Source organism: Microbulbifer okhotskensis (assembly GCF_023895975.1).
Taxonomy (GTDB): Bacteria; Pseudomonadota; Gammaproteobacteria; order Pseudomonadales; family Cellvibrionaceae; genus Microbulbifer; species Microbulbifer okhotskensis.
Genome location: NZ_JALBWM010000085.1, coordinates 1 through 18,342, shown reverse-complemented (window position 1 = coordinate 18,342; position 18,342 = coordinate 1). Strand labels below are relative to the sequence as shown.

General features: G+C 50.2%; 16 protein-coding genes. 6 read left to right on the top strand and 10 right to left on the bottom strand.

Translation table 11 applies throughout. The annotated features are described in order from the left end of the window. Positions 1 to 265 precede the first annotated feature (265 nt). Together MO867_RS15980 and MO867_RS15975 are read right to left on the bottom strand one after the other, a co-directional pair. On the bottom strand, positions 266 to 691 hold the full coding sequence (locus MO867_RS15980) for a hypothetical protein (protein WP_252470912.1): 426 nt from the start codon (positions 689 to 691) through the stop codon (positions 266 to 268). A gap of 133 nt (positions 692 to 824) precedes the next feature. After that, positions 825 to 1,151 carry an immunity protein PIM1 family protein gene (locus tag MO867_RS15975; protein WP_252470910.1) on the bottom strand — a complete coding sequence of 109 codons (327 nt, stop codon included), beginning with the start codon at positions 1,149 to 1,151 and terminating at the stop codon, positions 825 to 827. Positions 1,152 to 1,542: 391 nt separating this feature from the next. On the opposite strand from MO867_RS15975, the gene MO867_RS15970 reads away from it, so the two are divergent. Next, positions 1,543 to 1,842, top strand: a complete 300-nt coding sequence (locus MO867_RS15970) for a hypothetical protein (protein WP_252470908.1) — start codon at positions 1,543 to 1,545, stop codon at positions 1,840 to 1,842. A 6-nt stretch (positions 1,843 to 1,848) separates the two neighbouring features. Here the strand turns inward: MO867_RS15970 and MO867_RS15965 are convergent, their stop codons facing one another. Next, positions 1,849 to 2,250 (bottom strand): hypothetical protein, encoded by a 402-nt coding sequence (locus MO867_RS15965; RefSeq protein ID WP_252470906.1) that lies wholly within the window; start codon positions 2,248 to 2,250, stop codon positions 1,849 to 1,851. Positions 2,251 to 3,743: 1,493 nt separating this feature from the next. Here MO867_RS15965 and dusA point away from each other — a divergent pair. Genes dusA through MO867_RS15950 form a run of 3 tightly spaced genes read left to right on the top strand, consistent with a single transcriptional unit; the run spans position 3,744 to position 6,213 of the window. Further along, a complete protein-coding gene (gene dusA / locus MO867_RS15960; RefSeq protein ID WP_252470904.1) occupies positions 3,744 to 4,721 on the top strand; it encodes a tRNA dihydrouridine(20/20a) synthase DusA in 978 nt (325 codons plus the stop codon). A gap of 54 nt (positions 4,722 to 4,775) precedes the next feature. After that, the gene (tal, locus tag MO867_RS15955; RefSeq protein ID WP_252470902.1) at positions 4,776 to 5,774 is read left to right on the top strand and encodes a transaldolase; all 999 of its coding nucleotides are present in this window, start codon (positions 4,776 to 4,778) and stop codon (positions 5,772 to 5,774) included. Then, a complete protein-coding gene (locus tag MO867_RS15950; RefSeq protein WP_252470900.1) occupies positions 5,755 to 6,213 on the top strand; it encodes a tellurite resistance TerB family protein in 459 nt (152 codons plus the stop codon). Before tal ends, MO867_RS15950 begins: the two co-directional genes overlap by 20 nt. A 55-nt stretch (positions 6,214 to 6,268) precedes the next feature. On the opposite strand, the gene MO867_RS15945 is transcribed toward MO867_RS15950, so the two are convergent. The 7 genes from MO867_RS15945 to hrpA all read right to left on the bottom strand — a co-directional run bounded on the left by MO867_RS15945 (position 6,269) and on the right by hrpA (position 15,575). After that, positions 6,269 to 6,787: an STAS domain-containing protein gene (locus MO867_RS15945; protein ID WP_252470898.1), complete on the bottom strand. Its 519-nt coding sequence runs from the start codon at positions 6,785 to 6,787 to the stop codon at positions 6,269 to 6,271. Positions 6,788 to 7,007: 220 nt separating this feature from the next. After that, entirely contained in the window at positions 7,008 to 8,186 is a 1,179-nt protein-coding gene (locus tag MO867_RS15940; RefSeq protein WP_252470896.1) for a PP2C family protein-serine/threonine phosphatase, read from the bottom strand. 38 nt (positions 8,187 to 8,224) lie between these two features. Further along, a complete protein-coding gene (locus MO867_RS15935; RefSeq protein ID WP_252470894.1) occupies positions 8,225 to 9,127 on the bottom strand; it encodes an MlaA family lipoprotein in 903 nt (300 codons plus the stop codon). A gap of 134 nt (positions 9,128 to 9,261) precedes the next feature. Further along, positions 9,262 to 10,032, bottom strand: a complete 771-nt coding sequence (locus MO867_RS15930; protein ID WP_252470892.1) for an HvfC family RiPP maturation protein — start codon at positions 10,030 to 10,032, stop codon at positions 9,262 to 9,264. After that, positions 10,013 to 10,873, bottom strand: a complete 861-nt coding sequence (locus tag MO867_RS15925) for an HvfB family MNIO-type RiPP peptide maturase (RefSeq protein ID WP_309143310.1) — start codon at positions 10,871 to 10,873, stop codon at positions 10,013 to 10,015. Before MO867_RS15925 ends, MO867_RS15930 begins: the two co-directional genes overlap by 20 nt. Before the next feature lie 75 nt (positions 10,874 to 10,948). After that, a complete protein-coding gene (locus MO867_RS15920; protein WP_252470890.1) occupies positions 10,949 to 11,257 on the bottom strand; it encodes an HvfA family oxazolone/thioamide-modified RiPP metallophore in 309 nt (102 codons plus the stop codon). A gap of 403 nt (positions 11,258 to 11,660) precedes the next feature. Continuing rightward, positions 11,661 to 15,575, bottom strand: a complete 3,915-nt coding sequence (hrpA, locus tag MO867_RS15915) for an ATP-dependent RNA helicase HrpA (RefSeq protein ID WP_252470914.1) — start codon at positions 15,573 to 15,575, stop codon at positions 11,661 to 11,663. A 150-nt stretch (positions 15,576 to 15,725) separates the two neighbouring features. On the opposite strand from hrpA, the gene MO867_RS15910 reads away from it, so the two are divergent. Beyond that, the gene (locus MO867_RS15910) at positions 15,726 to 17,219 is read left to right on the top strand and encodes a peptide MFS transporter (protein WP_252470888.1); all 1,494 of its coding nucleotides are present in this window, start codon (positions 15,726 to 15,728) and stop codon (positions 17,217 to 17,219) included. 12 nt (positions 17,220 to 17,231) lie between these two features. After that, positions 17,232 to 18,296, top strand: coding sequence for an amidase family protein (locus tag MO867_RS15905; RefSeq protein ID WP_309143311.1), 1,065 nt, complete (start codon positions 17,232 to 17,234; stop codon positions 18,294 to 18,296). The last annotated feature ends 46 nt before the right edge of the window (positions 18,297 to 18,342 follow it).

Here is an 18,342-nt window from a genome sequence, read left to right as displayed (position 1 = left end):
CTTGAGGCATTCCGCACTAAATCAGTTACAAGCGGCAAAGCCCAGTTTTAGAAAAGATACGAGCATTAAAAGGCTTCGGAAAAAAGCCAGCTGGGATACTGAAACTTTAGACAAGATAATTACGGCCACGATTTAAGCTGATTTATATGGGACAGCCCTGGTATAACGCCTAGCACAACTGCGCAGAAAACTTGGCGGCTTACTTGCCTGAGCAAGAAAGGTGACAAGCTGTGCGGAGTCAGATTACTGCGCCTTGTTAGAAACGTTACTGACGCCGGAAGCAACGACCAATAATTGTGATTTTATCATTACTTACTTCAACTTTTTCTGTGCTATTAATGATGAATTTTTTATTTTCACTATACCCTAAGGTCTTCTCGAATAATTCCCGATCAAAGAAGTTCTCGATTGCTTCAGCGAAAGCTTCTGGGTGATCGAATGCACTAATGATATCAGCGTAATTCATTTGGCTAAAAGAAGATATTTCATTGCAACTTATGTCATCTCGCCTAATCTCTTTTCGGCAATCTTCATAGGTGCGGTACATTAAGGAAACGAATTCATCTTTACCGATTGAGTATTTGTATGGAAAAACCTCAAACTCACACAGATCGAAGCGGCCGTAATTTAGCCCATCATTGTAAGTAATATCTTCACATGATGTTTCTTCGCTACTGATTGAGACTCTCATGTTTCCTGCCTTCTAACGCCGTTAGAACCAGCCGGAACGGAGTTGATTTGTTTGTGGTAGCATAGCGTTAAACCACAAACTAAGCAACGCAGTGGAGGCCCAGCCCGCGTGTGGACGATGGTTGACAATCTTGTTAGCTTTGCCACACATGAGGAACAACTCCTTTTTCGTAGCTCTCGCGCATGAATAATACAAATGGTGGAGAGACACCCACTTCTTTAGCTTTATCAAGCATAATCAAGTCATCAATTATGTACGATACAATTTCATGCTGTGAGACTAAATCAGAAAGTTCGATAAACAACGCTTCACTATCAAAGCCAGAACTTACATCATAAACTACTTCGTACACTTGACACCAAGCAGAATCAAACGCCTGCCCATCCCGTTGATCAAGAATATCATCTAGCTCTGCGTTAATTTTCGATTTCAAGTAAGATTTAAGTTTTTCAATATTCATATTTCGATAGTGAAGCTAACGCTCGATCTGTGTTTTATACACATCTTTCAGCCTCACTCATAGCCTCAGCCGCCTCAATACAGTGAAATAACTTTACGTGCCCCACCAAAATGTTCAAATTTTACCCCGCAGTACCATTTAGGACTATGCAAACAGCCTGAATCTGTTAACAATCGAGTAATCCTCCCCATGAATGGAGGTTTCTTGATGGGGTACTTTCGATATCCCACGCCACTCTGATTCTGGTTTCACTTTAATGCGGGTTCATAGGGAACGGGTACTCATGCGTAGAGCTTATTTGCCCGTAACTATTCAGCACTAAATACAAAGTTCCCCAAAAATATATTCATGAGACAATAGAGCAACATTAAAGCCTCCTGTCTAGCAGTCGATGACACTGAATAAAATTGACATCAATACAGCTATTGCTGATGCAGAAAATCTGTTGAAGAAAGATCAGCAGGTTACAGCACCGATACGTGCGGTGATGTCCGTTTTGCTGCTCGTCATCAAGCTACTGATGGCTAAAAATGGTATGAGTAGCAAAAATAGCAGCATACCGCCATCACAAGATCAAAACCGCAAATTACTAATCCGCCACCCATTCGATTTGACACCTAACGCCCGCAGCTGCGGACGACTTGTAGCGACGAAGGAGCGGAAAAGCGTTCCGACAGCCTGCATTTGTTAAGCGATTTCACTCAGGCGACCATTCGTACTCCATTGCATTACCAAGTGGGATAAATGAAGCAAAGCCAGAAATTTCATAGATGCCCTCAGTTTCAGTGAATTTTGCAAACACATAAAAAGCGCTTCTTGGTACTTGAAATACACTTGAGCAACTTGTGTTTAACTTATTGTTTATTACCACTTTTCCTGAGATTTTGCCTTTGTAAGACTTTATAACCGTGAATTTGGCCACCTGCCTTCGCTCATCTTGGACCACTTCCTCTGAGTCGAGGCGACCAAAGAACATCACATCATATTCTTGGAGCATTCTATCAGAATCCATGGCAGTTCTTTTAGAAGGGCTCATGATGCATGCGTGGCTGGGGATAGAGAATACCAATATTAATATGGTCAGAGTGATGCGCTTCATTTTTCGCTTAACAGTGTATTCAAAAGAAGCTGCATTATATCACCTGTCAATATATCCCAAGAATGGAAAACCCCCTCTAGTTAAAAAAACCTATAAATCAGCTTGTTAGCCATCACTGTCGAAAAATCACTCTAGCAGGCTATTGAAATGGTCTTTGGCAGCATCTTTGTTGGCTTTCTCGTCTGCCCGCACCACTCTTCAGTCATCATTTGAGCTTGCTTATAGTGGTAGCCATTGCCACCTCGATTACGAGCCAGCTCTCTACTATTCGTGGGTTGGCTAACCCCCTATCTCCCTGGCGATTGCCCTCTGACTCCAGTCACTTTTCTTTAGCGCCCCAATCTTGCATCGTTGCTGTTCGGTCAGTTGACGGTAGCTTTCTGTCATCACTTAATCTCTTGGCGGAGAAGAAACGGCAGATATTACCTTCGGCTAGTCGTTCTTTTCCAGATGATTAATTGATGCAATTCAGAGTTGAATGCAGGTTTATATAGTGGTCATCATGACCACTATTTCTGATGCAGATTTACGATAACCCCCCGCCTTCTTTACTAAATCAATTGATTACGATCATTTAGCGCGATAGATCCATCTAGAAAAACGGTCATCCTGACCACTATCCACATTTTTCACCATTCTTCCAACATGCTGAACTTACAGTATTTTTGTAAATTTTAGAAACTCACGGAAATAACGGTTTCAGCGAAAAAAAATCCTCTGTTGTTCGAGTCATAAGTCATTCTGTATTAGCGCTTTTTAGGAAGTCGCCCGTCACAATTTGTCGATCCATGACACTAAAAGGAATCCCCTAAATTCGAGAACCAGTGGTTTTGATGTTGAGGTTTCTTACTGCTGCTTGGGCTACTTTTAAGGGTGATGTTTACCCATGTCGTATTGGCAACTGGATCCCTTTCCTTTGAGGGATATCTCTCGACGATTTCTGTGTGGTTTGTATTCCACATGTCCCTGCAACCCCATAAATTGCAACGAGGTATTAATCTCGCAGGTACATATACCGCACCCTTTTTCCAGCTCAGAAGCGCTATGCAGAGGTTCGTTGTTTTCAGATTCCAAAAGAGGAATACCCATTAACTGTATTCAACTGATGCCGGTTACTTCCTTCATGATCCGGTTAGCCAATAGAACTGCCTGATCACTTTTAATTCCGACTTGTTTTGGCCATATCGCGAGGCACAGATTCCCGCCTATCAGTCGGGCTTTCACCAGGGCTTTTTTGCCGAACGTATCCAAGTCCGTTTAAACTAGCTTCAAGTCCCTGAAAATTCCGATTTGTATTGTATCGCGCAGCGCCCCCTTGGCATTCTTCCGTGCCCTGATAGCGGCCATCGCTTCCTCACTGGTACAAGCATTTTCTTGTACCAGTGAGGTACCATGTCGATCAGAAAACAGGGTAATACAGGGTTTTCAGGTGCCTTCCTGTGCTCCAGCAGCAACTCCTAAACCTCCATTTAATGCAGTAAAATCAAGAAGTTATGCCCGAATACAGCCCACACCGTTTTTGTACCGCACCACTACTCGATTGGAGTGACCGACATTGCCGCTATATGTGGCGCCTGCTGAGCAAGCATGCACGCTTGTATTCCGAGATGGTGACTACAGGCGCAATTTTGTTTGGAGATCAGGAGCGACACCTGCAGCTTGATGCAGCAGAACAGCCAGTCGCCCTGCAATTGGGCGGCAGTGACCCCAAAGATCTGGCTAAATGTGCCCGAATTGCCGAGGAGTGGGGGTATTCGGAGATCAACCTCAATTGTGGCTGTCCCAGTGACCGGGTCCAGTCAGGCCGTTTTGGCGCTTGTTTGATGGCGGAGCCGCAAGTGGTTGCTGCGGGACTAGCTGCAATTCGTGAGGCAGTTTCCATTCCAGTGACGGTCAAGCACCGTATTGGTATCGATGATATGGAGGACTACCCGGGTCTAACCCGGTTTGTAGAGTCCCAGGCTAATGCCGGCATCGACACCTTTATCGTACATGCGCGCAAGGCTTGGCTGAAGGGGCTGAGCCCCAGAGAGAACCGCGAGATACCTCCACTTAAATACGATATGGTTTATCAGCTGAAGCGGGATTACCCCCAGCTGCAAATTATTATCAACGGCGGTATTAATTCGATAGAGGCGTGCCAGCAACATTTACGCCACGTAGATGGTGTTATGCTGGGTCGGGCGGCTTACCAAACTCCGACGTTGCTGGCACAAATTGACGAACAGCTGTTCGACGGTGAAACCGGGCCCGATGCCGTTCAAGTCGTGGAGCAGATGCTCCCTTATATAGAACGGGAAATGCTCCGTGGGCAGCGATTAAATCATATGACCCGGCATATGCTCGGCTTGTTTCAGGGGCGGCCTGGAGCGCGACGCTTCCGCCGCCACTTGAGCGAAAATGCCCACAAGCAGGGTGCCGGACCTGAAGTTCTGGAGCAGGCTCTGGCGTTAGTGACACAAGCGGCTTAGCTCGCCCCACTGGAAAGCCAGCAAACTACTGACCAATGAATAATTGAGGGAGGCATGATGAATAAACTGGAACAACTCAAACAACGTAGCCAGGTTGTGGCAGATACCGGCGATATCGAAGCCATTCGTCGCTACTGCCCTCAGGATGCCACCACCAATCCCTCTCTGGTATTTAAAGCAGCCCATCTCCCCCAATATGAGGGGCAGATTGCCGAAGCACTGACCTGGGCAGAAGCCCATCAGGGCAATGCAAATTCTACACATGTTGCTCGGCTGGCCTCCATCAAGTTAGCGGTCAGTATCGGTACGGAAATACTGCAGCTGATACCTGGAGTAGTCTCAACAGAGGTGGATGCTCGGCTTTCCTTTGATATTCGCGGCACCATAGATTACGCACGTCACTTAATCGCCCTTTATGAGCGTGCCGGAGTCGCCAAAGAGCGAGTATTAATAAAAATTGCTTCAACCTGGGAGGGGATTACCGCGGCCTCGGTGCTTGAGCGCGAGGGAATTCATTGCAATCTGACCCTGCTATTCAGTCAGTCACAAGCGATCGCCTGCGCTGAAGCAGGGATCACTCTAATTTCTCCCTTTGTGGGAAGAATCCTCGATTGGCACGTCGCCAACGGAGAGCGCAAGACATTCTCGCCTGAAGAGGACCCCGGTGTTGTCTCAGTTCGCGGTATTTACGAGTACTACAAGACACGGGGTTACAAAACTATCGTAATGGGTGCCAGTTTCCGCAATACAGGCGAAATAGAAGCCCTGGCAGGTTGTGACCGGCTGACCATCAGCCCTCAATTACTTCAAGCTTTGGAGGAAAGCGACTCCAGCCTCTCTGCCGGCCTGTCTGACATTACCGAAACTGAGCCGCGCCCTACACAGGGGTTGGCAGAAGCGGATTTTCGCTATCAACTGAATGATGACTCCATGGCCAGCGAAAAACTGGCCGAGGGAATTCGCAATTTCATCAAAGACCAGGAGCGCCTGGAGCTATTGTTACAGGACCGGGTCATGGGACAGCAGGAAATCAATGCTGCAACAAATTCGTAAGCTGTTTGAGCAGATTGGCTGCAGCGCTGATGTAGAAGCACGAGACGAGCAAGACGTGCGAATGATCAGCGCTGCACTTCTGGTTGAAGTGGCCACTGTCGATCAAAAACTGGACCAGTGTGAACGCGATACGCTGACACAACTTTTATGTCAGCACTACGCCCTAGATTTGACCAGTGCAACAGAAATAGTCAATGAGGCTATTGCCCAGAGAGATAGGGCGACATCCCTGTTTGAATTTACCCAGGCAGTCAACGACCAGTTCACTGAGAGAGACAAGTATTTATTGATCCGGCAGATGTGGCAGGTGGCTTTTTCAGATGATGTGATTGAAGCCTTTGAGGAGCACCTGATCCGGCGGGTGGCAGAATTAATTTATCTGCCGCACGGGCTGTTTACCAAAGCGCGTGCTGAAGCCCGGGATATGAAAAACACTTGAGGCGTGCCTAAGGCCGAAATAGGACTTCGGCGATCTTGGCAGTAGATTCTTTAAATTAATGGAAATGCGCCGAGCGCTTTGCCATAGGGGAGCACTCTCGCTCCAGGGTATGCACCAAATCGCGGAAGGTCTCCGCATTTTGCTCGTTCATACTCATCAGAACACGGTGGGCCTCGAGCACTTTTTCCCGCGCAGCGCATTCATCCAGGGTTCCACAAACAAGGGGGGTGGTGGGTACACTGAGGCCATGAGCGCCATCGCTGATTTCCACCAGGGTGTCAAAGCCCATCGCATCCAGCAGATGGCGAATTCCTTTGCCCGCAGAGAACACCAGCGGCTTGTTGCACCCTCTATCTAAAGCGCGTATGGCAATCTTGGCCATCAGCCCTAAAGTCGTGCTATCGACACCTTCCGCGCTTCCCAAATCAAATGCCACTCCGGCAAAATCATCACGCGTAAACATATTGTCGATAAAGCTATCAAATGAGGTACACAGATTGAGGCGGACATCACCCACAAGTTTGATGACGTAAATGCCCTGATGGGCCCCAACCATAATTTGCCCGGACTGCATAACAACCCCTGGCTCACCCGTACACACCTTGCGGTTAAAGTGCAGGCGGATGGCAAAAGTTCACTGATAGAGAACACAATAGCACTTGACGTTTTTGGCGCCTAGCACAATTTTGTGCATAAAGTGGGCGGAGCTTACTCCTGACTATGAAGACTGACAAGCGCGGTAAAGCACAAAATTCGACTTGGTGGTCGAACACTATCGATAGATGTTTTAAGTCTTAATGGCAACCCAGGGTGAGAATGGTGATGTCATCCGGCAAGGCGCCGAAAGTGTCCACTTTCAAGGCTTGGCAGAGAGGCTCCAACTCTCCCCCACTGTCGGCGATTGCCTGCAGAAGCTGAGCCTCTTTTTCCAATAAATCTCCCTGTAGCAGCTCAAGCACTCCATCGGAGCAGGCCGCCAAACGCCAGGTCGGCGGAAGGTCCGCTCTCATAACCTGCCAATCGCCACGCTCAAATATACCCAGGGGCCGCCCTTTCCCGGGCAGCCACTCTGCACCTGATTCACTGATCAGGGCTGGCATCGGGAGCTGCCCGGCAACCGAATAGTGCAGTTGCCTGGCACTGCTATCCACAACCCCGACAAACATACTCGCGTGCTTGCCCAGACTTGTGGATAAAAGCTCCGTGTTTACCAGGTCGAGAACATCCAGCAAGTCATCACTGAGAGAGTCCAGCTGCGCGAATAAGGGACGCTCGCGCAAGCGGTGCATAATGCTATGTTTGATCAGTGCTGTTACGAGAGCGGATGACACCCCGTGGCCAGATACGTCGACCAGGTAAAAAGCAACAAAGCGCTCTCCAAACAACCCGTAATCAACAAAATCGCCACTCAGGTAGAGAGAGGGAACCAGCCGGTATGCGGCTTCTACGCCGCCTGGATAGTAATAGGGTGTCCGTGGAAGTAAATGCTGCTGCAGTAATCGACCAGCTTCCTGATCCCTGCGCAACAATTCCACGTGGTCGCGCAGTTCGCTGTTGCGGCGCTCCAGGGCAACCTTGTACTCACGATTTTGCTTGGCGAGATTTTCCTCTCCACTGATACGACAGATCATACGATCAATCGCCGCCACCTCTTCTAGCGGTTTAATCAGATAATCCTTGGCACCTAAGCGCATCGCTTGAAGGACATCGTCAGCAGCGCCATCCGCAGCAATCATGACCGCAGCCACTTCCGGCGATATTCGCTTCAGCTTGCGCAGCACTTCCAGTCCGCTCATATCGGGTAGGTGGCGATCAACCAATACGATATGAAAAGCAGCGGGAGCAAATTGCGTAATGCCATCCTGGCCGCTCATAGCAACACTTACCTGGAAGCCAAAACGCGAAAGCGCCCCTCGCAAGAAATTGCGGGAGCGCTCATCGTTGGTCACTACCAGGCTACTGGGTCCAGCCATAAACCGGCTCTAGCTGTTTTTTACCTTCCGGCGACACATTAATAATCGCTGGATTCTTCCACCTCACCTTGATCAATGGCTTCGGCAGCCTCGCCTTCCGTTTGAACATCCATTTCACCATCGACAATCAAATAGTCGCGGCGCTGCAGATAAGCGTCGCGCAAAAGTACGTAACGATCGCCGTGCAGAAGAGACTCTGCTTGCAGCAGGCTGGCACGACTCTGGATAATATCGGTCGCCTTCAATGTGTAGCGGGTGGGGTCGTGATCCACATAGCTCAGAGGGTTGGTGTAATAGTCCACCACTCTGGCGGGCGTATCTCGAACCGTTGAAGGCCCCAGCAGTGGCAGAACCAGGTAGGGCCCGGAAGGCACTCCCCAAACCGCTAGAGTCTGGCCAAAGTCTTCGCCATCACCCTGTTCAAGCCCCATATGCTGAGCAACATCCAGCACACCAGCAATGCCTACGGTGCTATTTACCAGAAAACGACCCGCATCATTGCCTGCCTGGCCCAACTTCCCTTGCAGAACATCATTGAAGGTATTGGTGACTTCACGCAAATTGTCGAAGAAATTGCTGACACCGTACTGCACAAAAATAGGAGTGATTTGCCGGTAGCTAACAGCGGCAGGCTTCAGTACATAGCGGTCGGCGCCATCGTTGAAACTAAAGATAGCGCGGTTAAAACCTTCCCAAGGGTCGCGAAGTGATAAATCCTCACCTTCTGCACCGCCGAATTCATCTGCAGGATCAAAGCCGTATTCATCCTCGAGGGATAAGCTTCCATCATCGACACTGGCATCTTCTTGCCCGTTGGTATCCAGGGCAGCCGGGTCTTGTGCCGCAGCTCCAAATGGATCTTGTTGCGCTAAAGCTCCCAGTGGAGCAGCAGTCAAAAGCGCAGCCATTAACCAGGGCGATAAAACTCTGCTTCCAAGCACAACCCTGCTCCTCTTATTAAACTATTGAGACCAAGGATTCTAACGCCCTCGTAATGCGTAAGCTACCCTCGGTAGCATAGCAGCTGGGATTCGCCAAAGATAAAGCAGTTTCGGGCAAGTATAAAAAAGGGGGGTCAGCCTTTTAGTCCGGCTATAACCCCTTTTTCTAGGAGTTTTTCTAGCAACTCCGTACCAAAATTACGCAGAGAGTCACTTTCAACGTCAGGCAACTCCTGTGACATTTGATCCAATATCTGTAATCCCGTGTAATCTTCCGTCGATGCCAACTGCACTAGACGCGCGGTGACAGCGTTGATCTCCATAAAATTCACTTCGTCGTTCGGGTCGCGATATACGAGAAGGAAGGTCGGAGCCTCCGGAGGCTCCTGGGGCTGAAATGTGGGACCTAAGCGGTGAACGGGATAAGAATAGCTGAGGCTCCACACCAGAGGGGAGACCACCGGTACTGCCTGCAGCACATCTCCTTTTGATTTAAGCCCCGCTGGCAGTTCAGCCTCACTGACATCTAATGCCAACTCCACCCACTCGTAATGAGCCAATTCCAACAGAAAAGGCGGGTCATCTGAATGTTCGCCGCGCTCATTCTGTAGATAGGAAAGGAACTCTTCACTGATCTGCAGGAAATAGGGGCTGGTGGATCTATGTCTGTGGACAAAATCCCGCACCATCTTGTGCCAGGCGTCATCATTGTAAAGGCGTCTGACTACCGGAAATCCACTGGCGATAAACGATTCGATATTGTTGTAGATCAGCTCCCGATAAATGGTCATGCGCCGATCTTCAATCTCAGCAGGGGGAGCTACTTTGTCTGGGGCGCGTAAATGGGCGGCGAACCCTCTTTGTAAGCCCTGGAATTTTTCGGGCTTATCGACGACTGAGGACATAGTTTTCTTCTGTTAAGTTCGCAGCCTGGATTCTCTGTATCTGCTCAACCTCTTTCAGCAGAGATGGCATGGGGGGAATATTGAAATCCCGCTCCAACAATGTCGGCACCACACCGTGAATCTCGTAGGCCTTGTGAAGAAGCTGCCAAACAGGATCAATCACTGGTGCACCATGAGTATCCACCTTTAAATCTTCCGCCTCATCATAGTGCCCCGCTATATGGGCATAGCGGATTCTATCTGTCGGCAAAGCCTTTAAAAACCCGAGGGCATCGTATTTGTGATTAATGGAATTTACATAAATATTGTTGACGTCCAAGAGTAAATCACAGTCGGCCTCTTGCAACACAGCCTGCAAAAAGGTTTGTTCACTCATTTCCTGGCCTGGCGCCGCGTAGTAGGAAACATTTTCCATGGCGATTCGCTCTCCCAGGGTGTCTTGCACCATACGGATTCGCTCAGCCACATACATTACCGCTTCGCCGGTGAACGGAATCGGTAGCAGATCGTAAAGATGTCCATGATCAGAGCAGTAGCTCAAATGCTCACTGTAGCCACGAATATTGTGCTGCCTAATAAACTTCTTGATTGCACCGACCAACTCCATATCAAGCGGCTCTGGAGAGCCAATGGAAAGAGAGAGACCGTGAAGTAAAAATGGAAAACGTTCCGTGAAGTCCTGAAACCAGCGCCCATAGCGGCCACCAACGCCAATCCAGTTTTCCGGCGCTACTTCAAGAAAATCTACGGCATTCCTGTCGAAGTTTTCGCCCATCATCGAACGGCGCAACCCTAATCCTGCACCCTCTACGGAAAAATCGCGCAACACTTTATGTTTCACCTTTCTTTCTGGCAGTCTACAAACGACAGGGTGGAGCGCAACTGCGCATCCACCCCCGTAGGTTGCAGCGAAATATTACCCGCCACACTTACCTTCGCCGCACTTACCTTCTTTTTTCTTGCCTTCGCCGCACTTGCCTTCGCCGCACTTACCTTCTTTTTTCTTGTCGTCGCCGCACTTACCTTCTTTTTTCTTGTCGTCGCCGCACTTGCCTTCTTTGTCCTTGTTGTCGTGGTCAGCCATTGCCACGCTGTAGCCAGAGTTCAAATCTGCTGCGGCAAAGGGATTGGCAGTGCTATTGGTAGCGGATACGTTCATCGCCGCAGACGCAATAAATGCTGCGCCTACTGCAGCTGCTACGGGGGAAAGATGTTTCTTGTTCATAATGAATCTCCTAACTAATATCCTTAGTAATAAAAAAGTACAAAAGACCCTCATCCAGTCCGCGAAGTATAATGCTGCGGAACAAAAATCAGTCATTCGATAAGGCCCGTCACAAAATAACCGGCATCAGCCTAGCATTCCGGGTTCTCAGCCCACTTTCAATACTTCTGTCGGGTTCTCCATCAAAATCTTACACTTGGTCAGGTTTTTTTTGTGATCTCTTTCTAACTGGTCGCTAAAAAAGACCGACAGTGGCTTTCTCAACCCAAATTTAGGACGCGTTCTGACAACCCACAACGACAAATCAAGTACTTACAGCTTAATCCTGAGTTCAAACACCCCTGATAGGGGGTAGTAGCTTGCCAAAAAATACTTTTTAGGCACTTGCCACTGATAGAGAGAATCAACCTAACAAACCCTTTCCATTAATTTCTGCCCACGCTCTGTTCAAGCGTTTTAATGATACCGGCATCAACGTTTTAAGGGTTTGCGCAAATAAGGAAACACGGAACTCCTCCAACATCCAGCGAAATTCACGCAACTCTGCCTCAGCGGAAAGCTCTCTCTGTGAGTATTTTTCCACTTGTACCTGATAAGGCTCAGCAGCTTTCTGGTATTCCACCTGTAATTTTCGATCTCGATTAGAGTCCAGCCCAGCCCTTTCCAATCGCAGGCCAATCGCCTTTAAATAACGACTGTATTGGCGCAGCCACTGCAGAGGGGTATCAAACAGGAAGCCGCGATAAAACAGACCCGCCAGTTGCTGTTGAACATCTCCCACCGCCATGGCCACAGCCAGGTTTTTCTGCTGCTTGATCTGCTTGCGCAGCGGCACCAGCAGAGCCAGAGCCTTGACCAATAAGTCTCCAATTTCCTGGGCCACCCCCACCAAATCGCTATCGTTTTCCAGGGCAGACAGGAACTCGCCCTCTGAGCGCGGCCATTCCTCCTCCTGCCAAAATACCTCGCGCACAGCGGCCATTAGGATGTCATCCGCCACCTCCTCGCGCCGACCAAGGTCTGCAGCTGAAAGTCCCAGTTCCTTGCCACGCAATAGATCCTTGCGCAGATATTTCACCTTATCAGGCAGGTGCAGTAGAGCGAGGCGGCATATCCCCGCGCGAGTCATCCGGCGCGCTTCATCGGGATTGTCCAGTAACTTCAGGGCCACACTGTCCTTCGACTCAACCAAAGCGGGGTAAGCGCGCACTTTGAGGCCACCCTGGTTGAGGGTGTGGGTTTCCGGCAGCTCGCCAAAATCCCAACAAGTAATAGTTTCGCGCTCAAAACTATCGCCGGCGTCAGCCAGCCCCTGCTGCACTCGATCGCGGTAGCGCTCCTGCAGCAGCGGAAGATCACGATCCTGATCGAGCAATTTGCCTCCCTCATCCAGCACTTGAATATTAAAGCGGTAGTAGTCCTCCAGGGATTGCTCAGCGGACTCCCAAACGCAATCCGATAATTGCTGGGCAGTTTGGCGCTGCAGTTCCAGTGCTAGCGATTGCCAAAGGGGGATATTGTCCGCACGTAGCCTTGGCAGCGCCTTATCGACCGCCGCCGGTACCGGTACGAAGTATTTACGCCACTGCTTGGGTAGGGCTTTCACCAGGGCTATGCACTTATCACGCAGTATGCCCGGCACTAACCAGGATAAGCGCGCGGCAGGCACCTGATGCAGTGCCGCTACCGGTACCTGGATACTGACACCGTCATCCACACTGCCGGGCTCGAAGTGATACTTAAGCGGGTAAACAATGCCCCCAGTTTGCAGTTCATCGGGGAATTGCGCCTCGCCCACATGGTCTGCATTCTGTTGCATCAACAGGTCGCGGGGAATAAACAGCAACTGCGAATCACTGGACTCCGCTTGCTTACGCCAGTGCTCAAATCCGGCCAGGTTGACGATATCTGCGGGGATACGCTCATCAAAAAAGTGGTAGACCACTTCATCATCCACCAGGATATCCCGTCGGCGGGACTTGGCTTCCAGCTCCTCCAGGGATTTGAGCAACTGTATATAATGCTTGTAGAAGCGGCCCTTACCTCGGTAGCGCTGCTCCACCAGAGCTTGGCGAATAAACACTTCACGCGCAGTTTGCGGGTCTAACTTACCGTAGGGAATGCGGCGTTTTTCTACCAGGACCAAGCCGTAGAGAGAGACCTTCTCGAAGGCCATCACTTGGCCGGAACGGGTATCGTAGTGTGGCTCGAAATAATTACGCTTAACCAGATGTTGCGCCGCTGCCAAGACCCAATCCGGTTCGATCTTCGCTACCGTATGGGCGAACAGGCGGCTGGTCTCCAATAGCTGGGCAGATACCACCCAACGCGGTGGCTTCTTGAATTGGCCGGAACCGGGAAAAATATGAAAACGTCGGTTGCGACAACCGTTAAACTCTTTGTTTTCATCGCGTCCGCCAATGTTGCCGAGCATGCCGATCACAATGGCCCGGTGTATCGCCTCATACTCCGCCGGCTCTTTATTTTCTTTAACGTCCAGGTCGCGACAGGCTACGCGCAATTGATAGTGAATATCCCTCCACTCGCGCATGCGCAGCCAGGACAGGAAGTTTTTCTGGCACCACTTGCGCAGTTGGTTCTGGCTGAGTTCCTGGCGCTGGATCTCAAAGGCATCCCACAGCTGCACAAAGGAAAGAAAGTCCGACTGTTCATGCTGCCATTGGCGATGCTTTTCATCTGCGGCTTGACGCTTTTCTGCAGGGCGTTCGCGTGGGTCCTGTATTGCCAGGGCAGCAACAATAATCAACAACTCCCGCGCGCTGCCATTGTCTGCCCCGGCCAGCAGCATACGACTCAGGCGCGGGTCCAGTGGCAGGCGTGATAGCGCGCGACCAAGCTTGGTCACCTTACCTTGGGCATCTACCGCCTGTAGCTCCTGCAATAACTTGTAACCATCATTAATCAGGCGCGGATCGGGCGGATCGACAAAGGGGAATTCGCGAATATCACCGATACCCAGTTGCAGCATCTGTAGAATGACCGCAGCCAGATTTGTACGCAAAATTTCCGCATCGGTAAATTCAGGCCGCTGTTCGAAATCTCGCTCCTCATACAGGCGTACACAGACACCGGCGCTAACTCGTCCACAGCGACCAGCACGCTGGTTGGCACTGGCCTGAGAAACCGGTTCTACCGGCAAGCGTTGGATCTTACTGCGATAGCTGTAGCGGCTGATTCTCGCGGTACCCGGGTCGATCACATAGCGAATACCCGGCACCGTGATAGAGGTCTCCGCCACATTGGTGGCAAGTACCACCCGGCGGCCTTTGTGCCCGTGAAATACTTTGGCTTGTTCGGCCAGACTCAGGCGCGCGTATAGGGGAAGTACCTCAAACTGTGGGATCTGCGCATCACGCAGGGCCTTGGCACACTCGCGAATTTCCCGCTCACCACTCATAAATACCAGAATGTCACCACCGCGACGGCTGCTGGATTTTTCCTCTTCCAGTAATTCCTCAACGGAAGTAACCACCTGCTCAACGAGGTCAGCATCGCTGTCAGCGGCCGGGCGATAGTGAACATCTACGGGGTAGGTACGGCCGGACACTTCGATAATGGGCGCATCATCAAAGTGCCGGGAAAACTTTTCCAGGTCGATGGTGGCAGAGGTGATAATCAGCTTCAGGTCCGGGCGCTTGGGCAATACCGTTTTCAAATAACCCATCAGAAAATCGATATTCAGGCTGCGTTCGTGGGCCTCGTCGATAATCAATGTATCGTATTTATTTAAAAGTGGATCACGCTGAATTTCTGCCAATAAAATACCGTCGGTCATCAGCTTTACATGGGTGTGCTCGGTACTGTGATCGGTAAAGCGCACCTGGTAACCCACGGACTCACCCAAGGGTTGCTGTAACTCCTCGGCAATACGATTGGCTACAGTACGCGCAGCAATCCTACGAGGCTGGGTGTGGCCGATCTGGCCATAGATGCCCCGCCCCAGGGAAAGGCAGATTTTGGGCAGCTGGGTGGTTTTGCCGGACCCAGTCTCACCCGCGATCACCACCACCTGGTTCTTTTCAATCTGCTCGGCAATTTCCTCACGCCGCGTCACCACCGGCAGCGCTTCAGGCCATTGCACCTCGGGCAGTTTGTTCCGGCGCGCCTCCACCAGCGCCTCGGAATCCTGAAGTTGTTGCTCCAATTGGGCCAATATGCGGTCGACCGGTTTACCCTCATTCTGGCGCCGGCGCAGGTTCTTGAGGGTTCTGCGCAATAGATAGCGGTCGCGCCCCATACACACGGATATTCGGGCCTGCAGTGCGCCCAGTGCTTTTTCTGCTTCGGTGTGACTCATAATTCGTACAGCAATGGCAAACGCGGGATTATACCCTTGATCACGACAGGGCAAACAAACCTTCCGGTGGCGCTCATCTATACTGTCACGAATCGCATTTACTTCTAGAGGCATTACTACGCCTCAGAATCACTCCTTGCGAGCAGTACTATGCAAGAGATCAAGCCCAAGCCCCCCACCAGCGCCGGGCAGCTGTTTGGCCATCCCAAAGGCCTATTCCTGCTTTTTGGCACCGAAATGTGGGAGCGTCTCAGCTACTACGGCATGCGGGGCATATTCGTCTTTTACCTGACTTCTACTGCCACTGCTGCAGTATTCGGCTGGGAGCAGCTCTCAGACACCGAATTGCAATCCAAGGCCCTCAGTTACCTGGGCTGGTATGCAATGCTGGTATACCTGACACCCATTATCGGCGGTTGGATGGCCGATAACCGTTGGGGCCAGCGCCGCTGTATTATGTTTGGCGGCACCCTGATGATGCTGGGACAATTCTCTCTGGGCTTTCCTCACAACTGGCTACCCGGCGGCAGTCAGATTTATATGCTGTGGCTCGGGTTAGCTCTCCTCATTATCGGCAACGGCTTCTTTAAACCAAATATCTCCACCATGGTCGGGGACCTCTATGAAGAGGGCGACCAACGCCGCGACACCGCTTTCACCATTTTCTATATGGGTATCAATCTGGGCTCCATCCTCGGTTACCTGGTGGTGGGCTGGATCGGCGAAAAGGTCAACTACCAGCTGGCTTTTTTCGTTGCAGGACTGGGGATGCTGGCCGGACTGATACTGCAGTTAACTCAGGCCAAACGCTACCTTGGGAAAATTGGCGTAGAGCCCTCTGCCCACCTGGAGCTTAAAAACCAACAGAACCAAGAGGCTGATAAGCGCCGTCCCCTCACTCGGGAGGAGCGCGATCGCATCAAGGTTATACTGATACTCGGTATTTTTATCGTGGTTTTCTGGACCGGTTTTGAACAGGCTGCGGGCTCTATGAACCTATTTGCCAAATACCGCACCGACCTGAACGTGCTTGGCTGGGAAATTCCAGCCAGCTGGCTACAAATGGTCAACCCGGTGTTTATCCTTATTCTTGCACCGATTATGGCCAGTATCTGGGTGGGTATGGGGGACCGGGATCCCAGCTCGCCGGCCAAATTCAGTATGGGCCTGGTATTTCTTGGCATCGGCTTCCTATCCATGTGCGGCGCCGCGCTACAAATTGGAGACTCCGAAACTATAAAAGCAAGTATATGGTGGTTGGTCTTCGCCTATATATTTCACACTATAGGCGAGTTATGCCTGTCTCCTATCGGGCTCTCAGTTGTCACCAAGTTGTCTCCCTTGCGCTATTTATCCCTGATGATGGGCCTCTGGTTTGCATTTATTGGTATCGCCAACAAAGGTGCGGCTGAGATCGGCAAACTGGTTGGAGTGTCCGGCCCCCTTGCGACCTTTGGAGGCGTAGCCCTGGGCGCAATTATTGCTGGGGTAATTCTATATTTTATCCGCGAAAAACTGGTGGACTGGATGCACGGTGCGGAGGAAGTTCATATGAAAGTGAGTGAGACCACCAAGGAAGAGCTGAGTATCACCGCCGATCACGACGGTGTACCGCCAAAGCATTTTAGTGGGAATGATAAATAGGAGACTTCCTGAATAGACAACTCAGCTATATTTTGCGATCACGGCCCGCGCTTTTTAAAGATATCCAATACTGGACCATTAGCGGGAAAACGCTTGGCCGTTAAAGATGTTTTTCAACTAAAGGGAGAAAAAAATACAGCCGGCTCCCCCCAGTGGTTTTGCACACACCCTGTTGCCACTAAAACCGCGCATAGCTTGTCTCGATTGTTACAAGCAGGGGCAACTTTTATTGGGTTTACACACCTTGATGAGCTTGCCTACAGTATGCAGGGGAACAATATGCACTATGGCGCAGCGGACAATCCCCGCTTGCCTGGCTATTTTTGTGGCGGCTCGTCCATGGGCTCCGCTGCTGCTGTAGCTTCTGGCTTGGCTAACATTGCCTTGGGCACAGACACCGGGGGATCGGTTAGAGTGCCTGCGAGTTACTGCGGCTTATTCGGCATTCGTACCAGTCATGCTTTAATCTCATTAGAAGGCGTTATTGGACTAGCCCCCTGTTTTGATACCGTAGGCTGGTTTAGCCAGAACGCTTCGCTATTATTTGATGTCGTTAAACTCCTGATTCCCAAGCAGGACAGAACTACTCGCGAAATAACTCAATTGATTATATGCCCTGAGATTAATCAATTGGCAGACAAGCCGATCCAAGCAATACTCAATCAATATATTACGACATTAAGAAGTCAATTTAAGATGGACACTATTGTCCATTTGCCTGACCAGCAGATATTACATGAATTATCCGATGTGTTTCGAATATTGCAAGGCCGAGCGATTGCAAATGAGCACGGAGTGTGGATCAAAAAATACCGCCCCATATTTTCTGCAGATATAGCAGAAAGAATAAGTATGGCATTATCCATTACAGACATGGAAGTGTCATGGCCTCGCCAAAAGCAGCGGTACTGGTACCAATATATGGCTAACTGGTTGCCAGATAGGGAGACTGTTTTAGTGATACCAACATCAGTATCTACGGCATTAAAGAAGAACACTCACCTATCAACACGCGCATTAAGCTTAAGTCGACAACGCTTGCTTGGCTTAACTGCAATTGCCCGGTTGGAGTTATAACCGAATCTGGTGTTTGAGGGTTTGAAAGAAAGTAGCGTATCTGGTT

Bases quoted from the DNA above. Each gene is read 5' to 3' on its own strand.
- MO867_RS15940 (WP_252470896.1), bottom strand. From the start codon at position 8,186: ATGGCTGGACCCAGTAGCCTGGTAGTGACCAACGATGAGCGCTCCCGC.
- tal (WP_252470902.1), top strand. From the start codon at position 4,776: ATGATGAATAAACTGGAACAACTCAAACAACGTAGCCAGGTTGTGGCA.
- MO867_RS15930 (WP_252470892.1), bottom strand. From the start codon at position 10,032: ATGTCCTCAGTCGTCGATAAGCCCGAAAAATTCCAGGGCTTACAAAGA.
- MO867_RS15945 (WP_252470898.1), bottom strand. From the start codon at position 6,787: ATGCAGTCCGGGCAAATTATGGTTGGGGCCCATCAGGGCATTTACGTC.
- MO867_RS15920 (WP_252470890.1), bottom strand. From the start codon at position 11,257: ATGAACAAGAAACATCTTTCCCCCGTAGCAGCTGCAGTAGGCGCAGCA.
- dusA (WP_252470904.1), top strand. From the start codon at position 3,744: ATGCCCGAATACAGCCCACACCGTTTTTGTACCGCACCACTACTCGAT.
- MO867_RS15980 (WP_252470912.1), bottom strand. From the start codon at position 691: ATGAGAGTCTCAATCAGTAGCGAAGAAACATCATGTGAAGATATTACT.
- MO867_RS15965 (WP_252470906.1), bottom strand. From the start codon at position 2,250: ATGAAGCGCATCACTCTGACCATATTAATATTGGTATTCTCTATCCCC.
- MO867_RS15950 (WP_252470900.1), top strand. From the start codon at position 5,755: ATGCTGCAACAAATTCGTAAGCTGTTTGAGCAGATTGGCTGCAGCGCT.
- MO867_RS15910 (WP_252470888.1), top strand. From the start codon at position 15,726: ATGCAAGAGATCAAGCCCAAGCCCCCCACCAGCGCCGGGCAGCTGTTT.
- MO867_RS15975 (WP_252470910.1), bottom strand. From the start codon at position 1,151: ATGAATATTGAAAAACTTAAATCTTACTTGAAATCGAAAATTAACGCA.
- hrpA (WP_252470914.1), bottom strand. From the start codon at position 15,575: ATGAGTCACACCGAAGCAGAAAAAGCACTGGGCGCACTGCAGGCCCGA.
- MO867_RS15970 (WP_252470908.1), top strand. From the start codon at position 1,543: ATGACACTGAATAAAATTGACATCAATACAGCTATTGCTGATGCAGAA.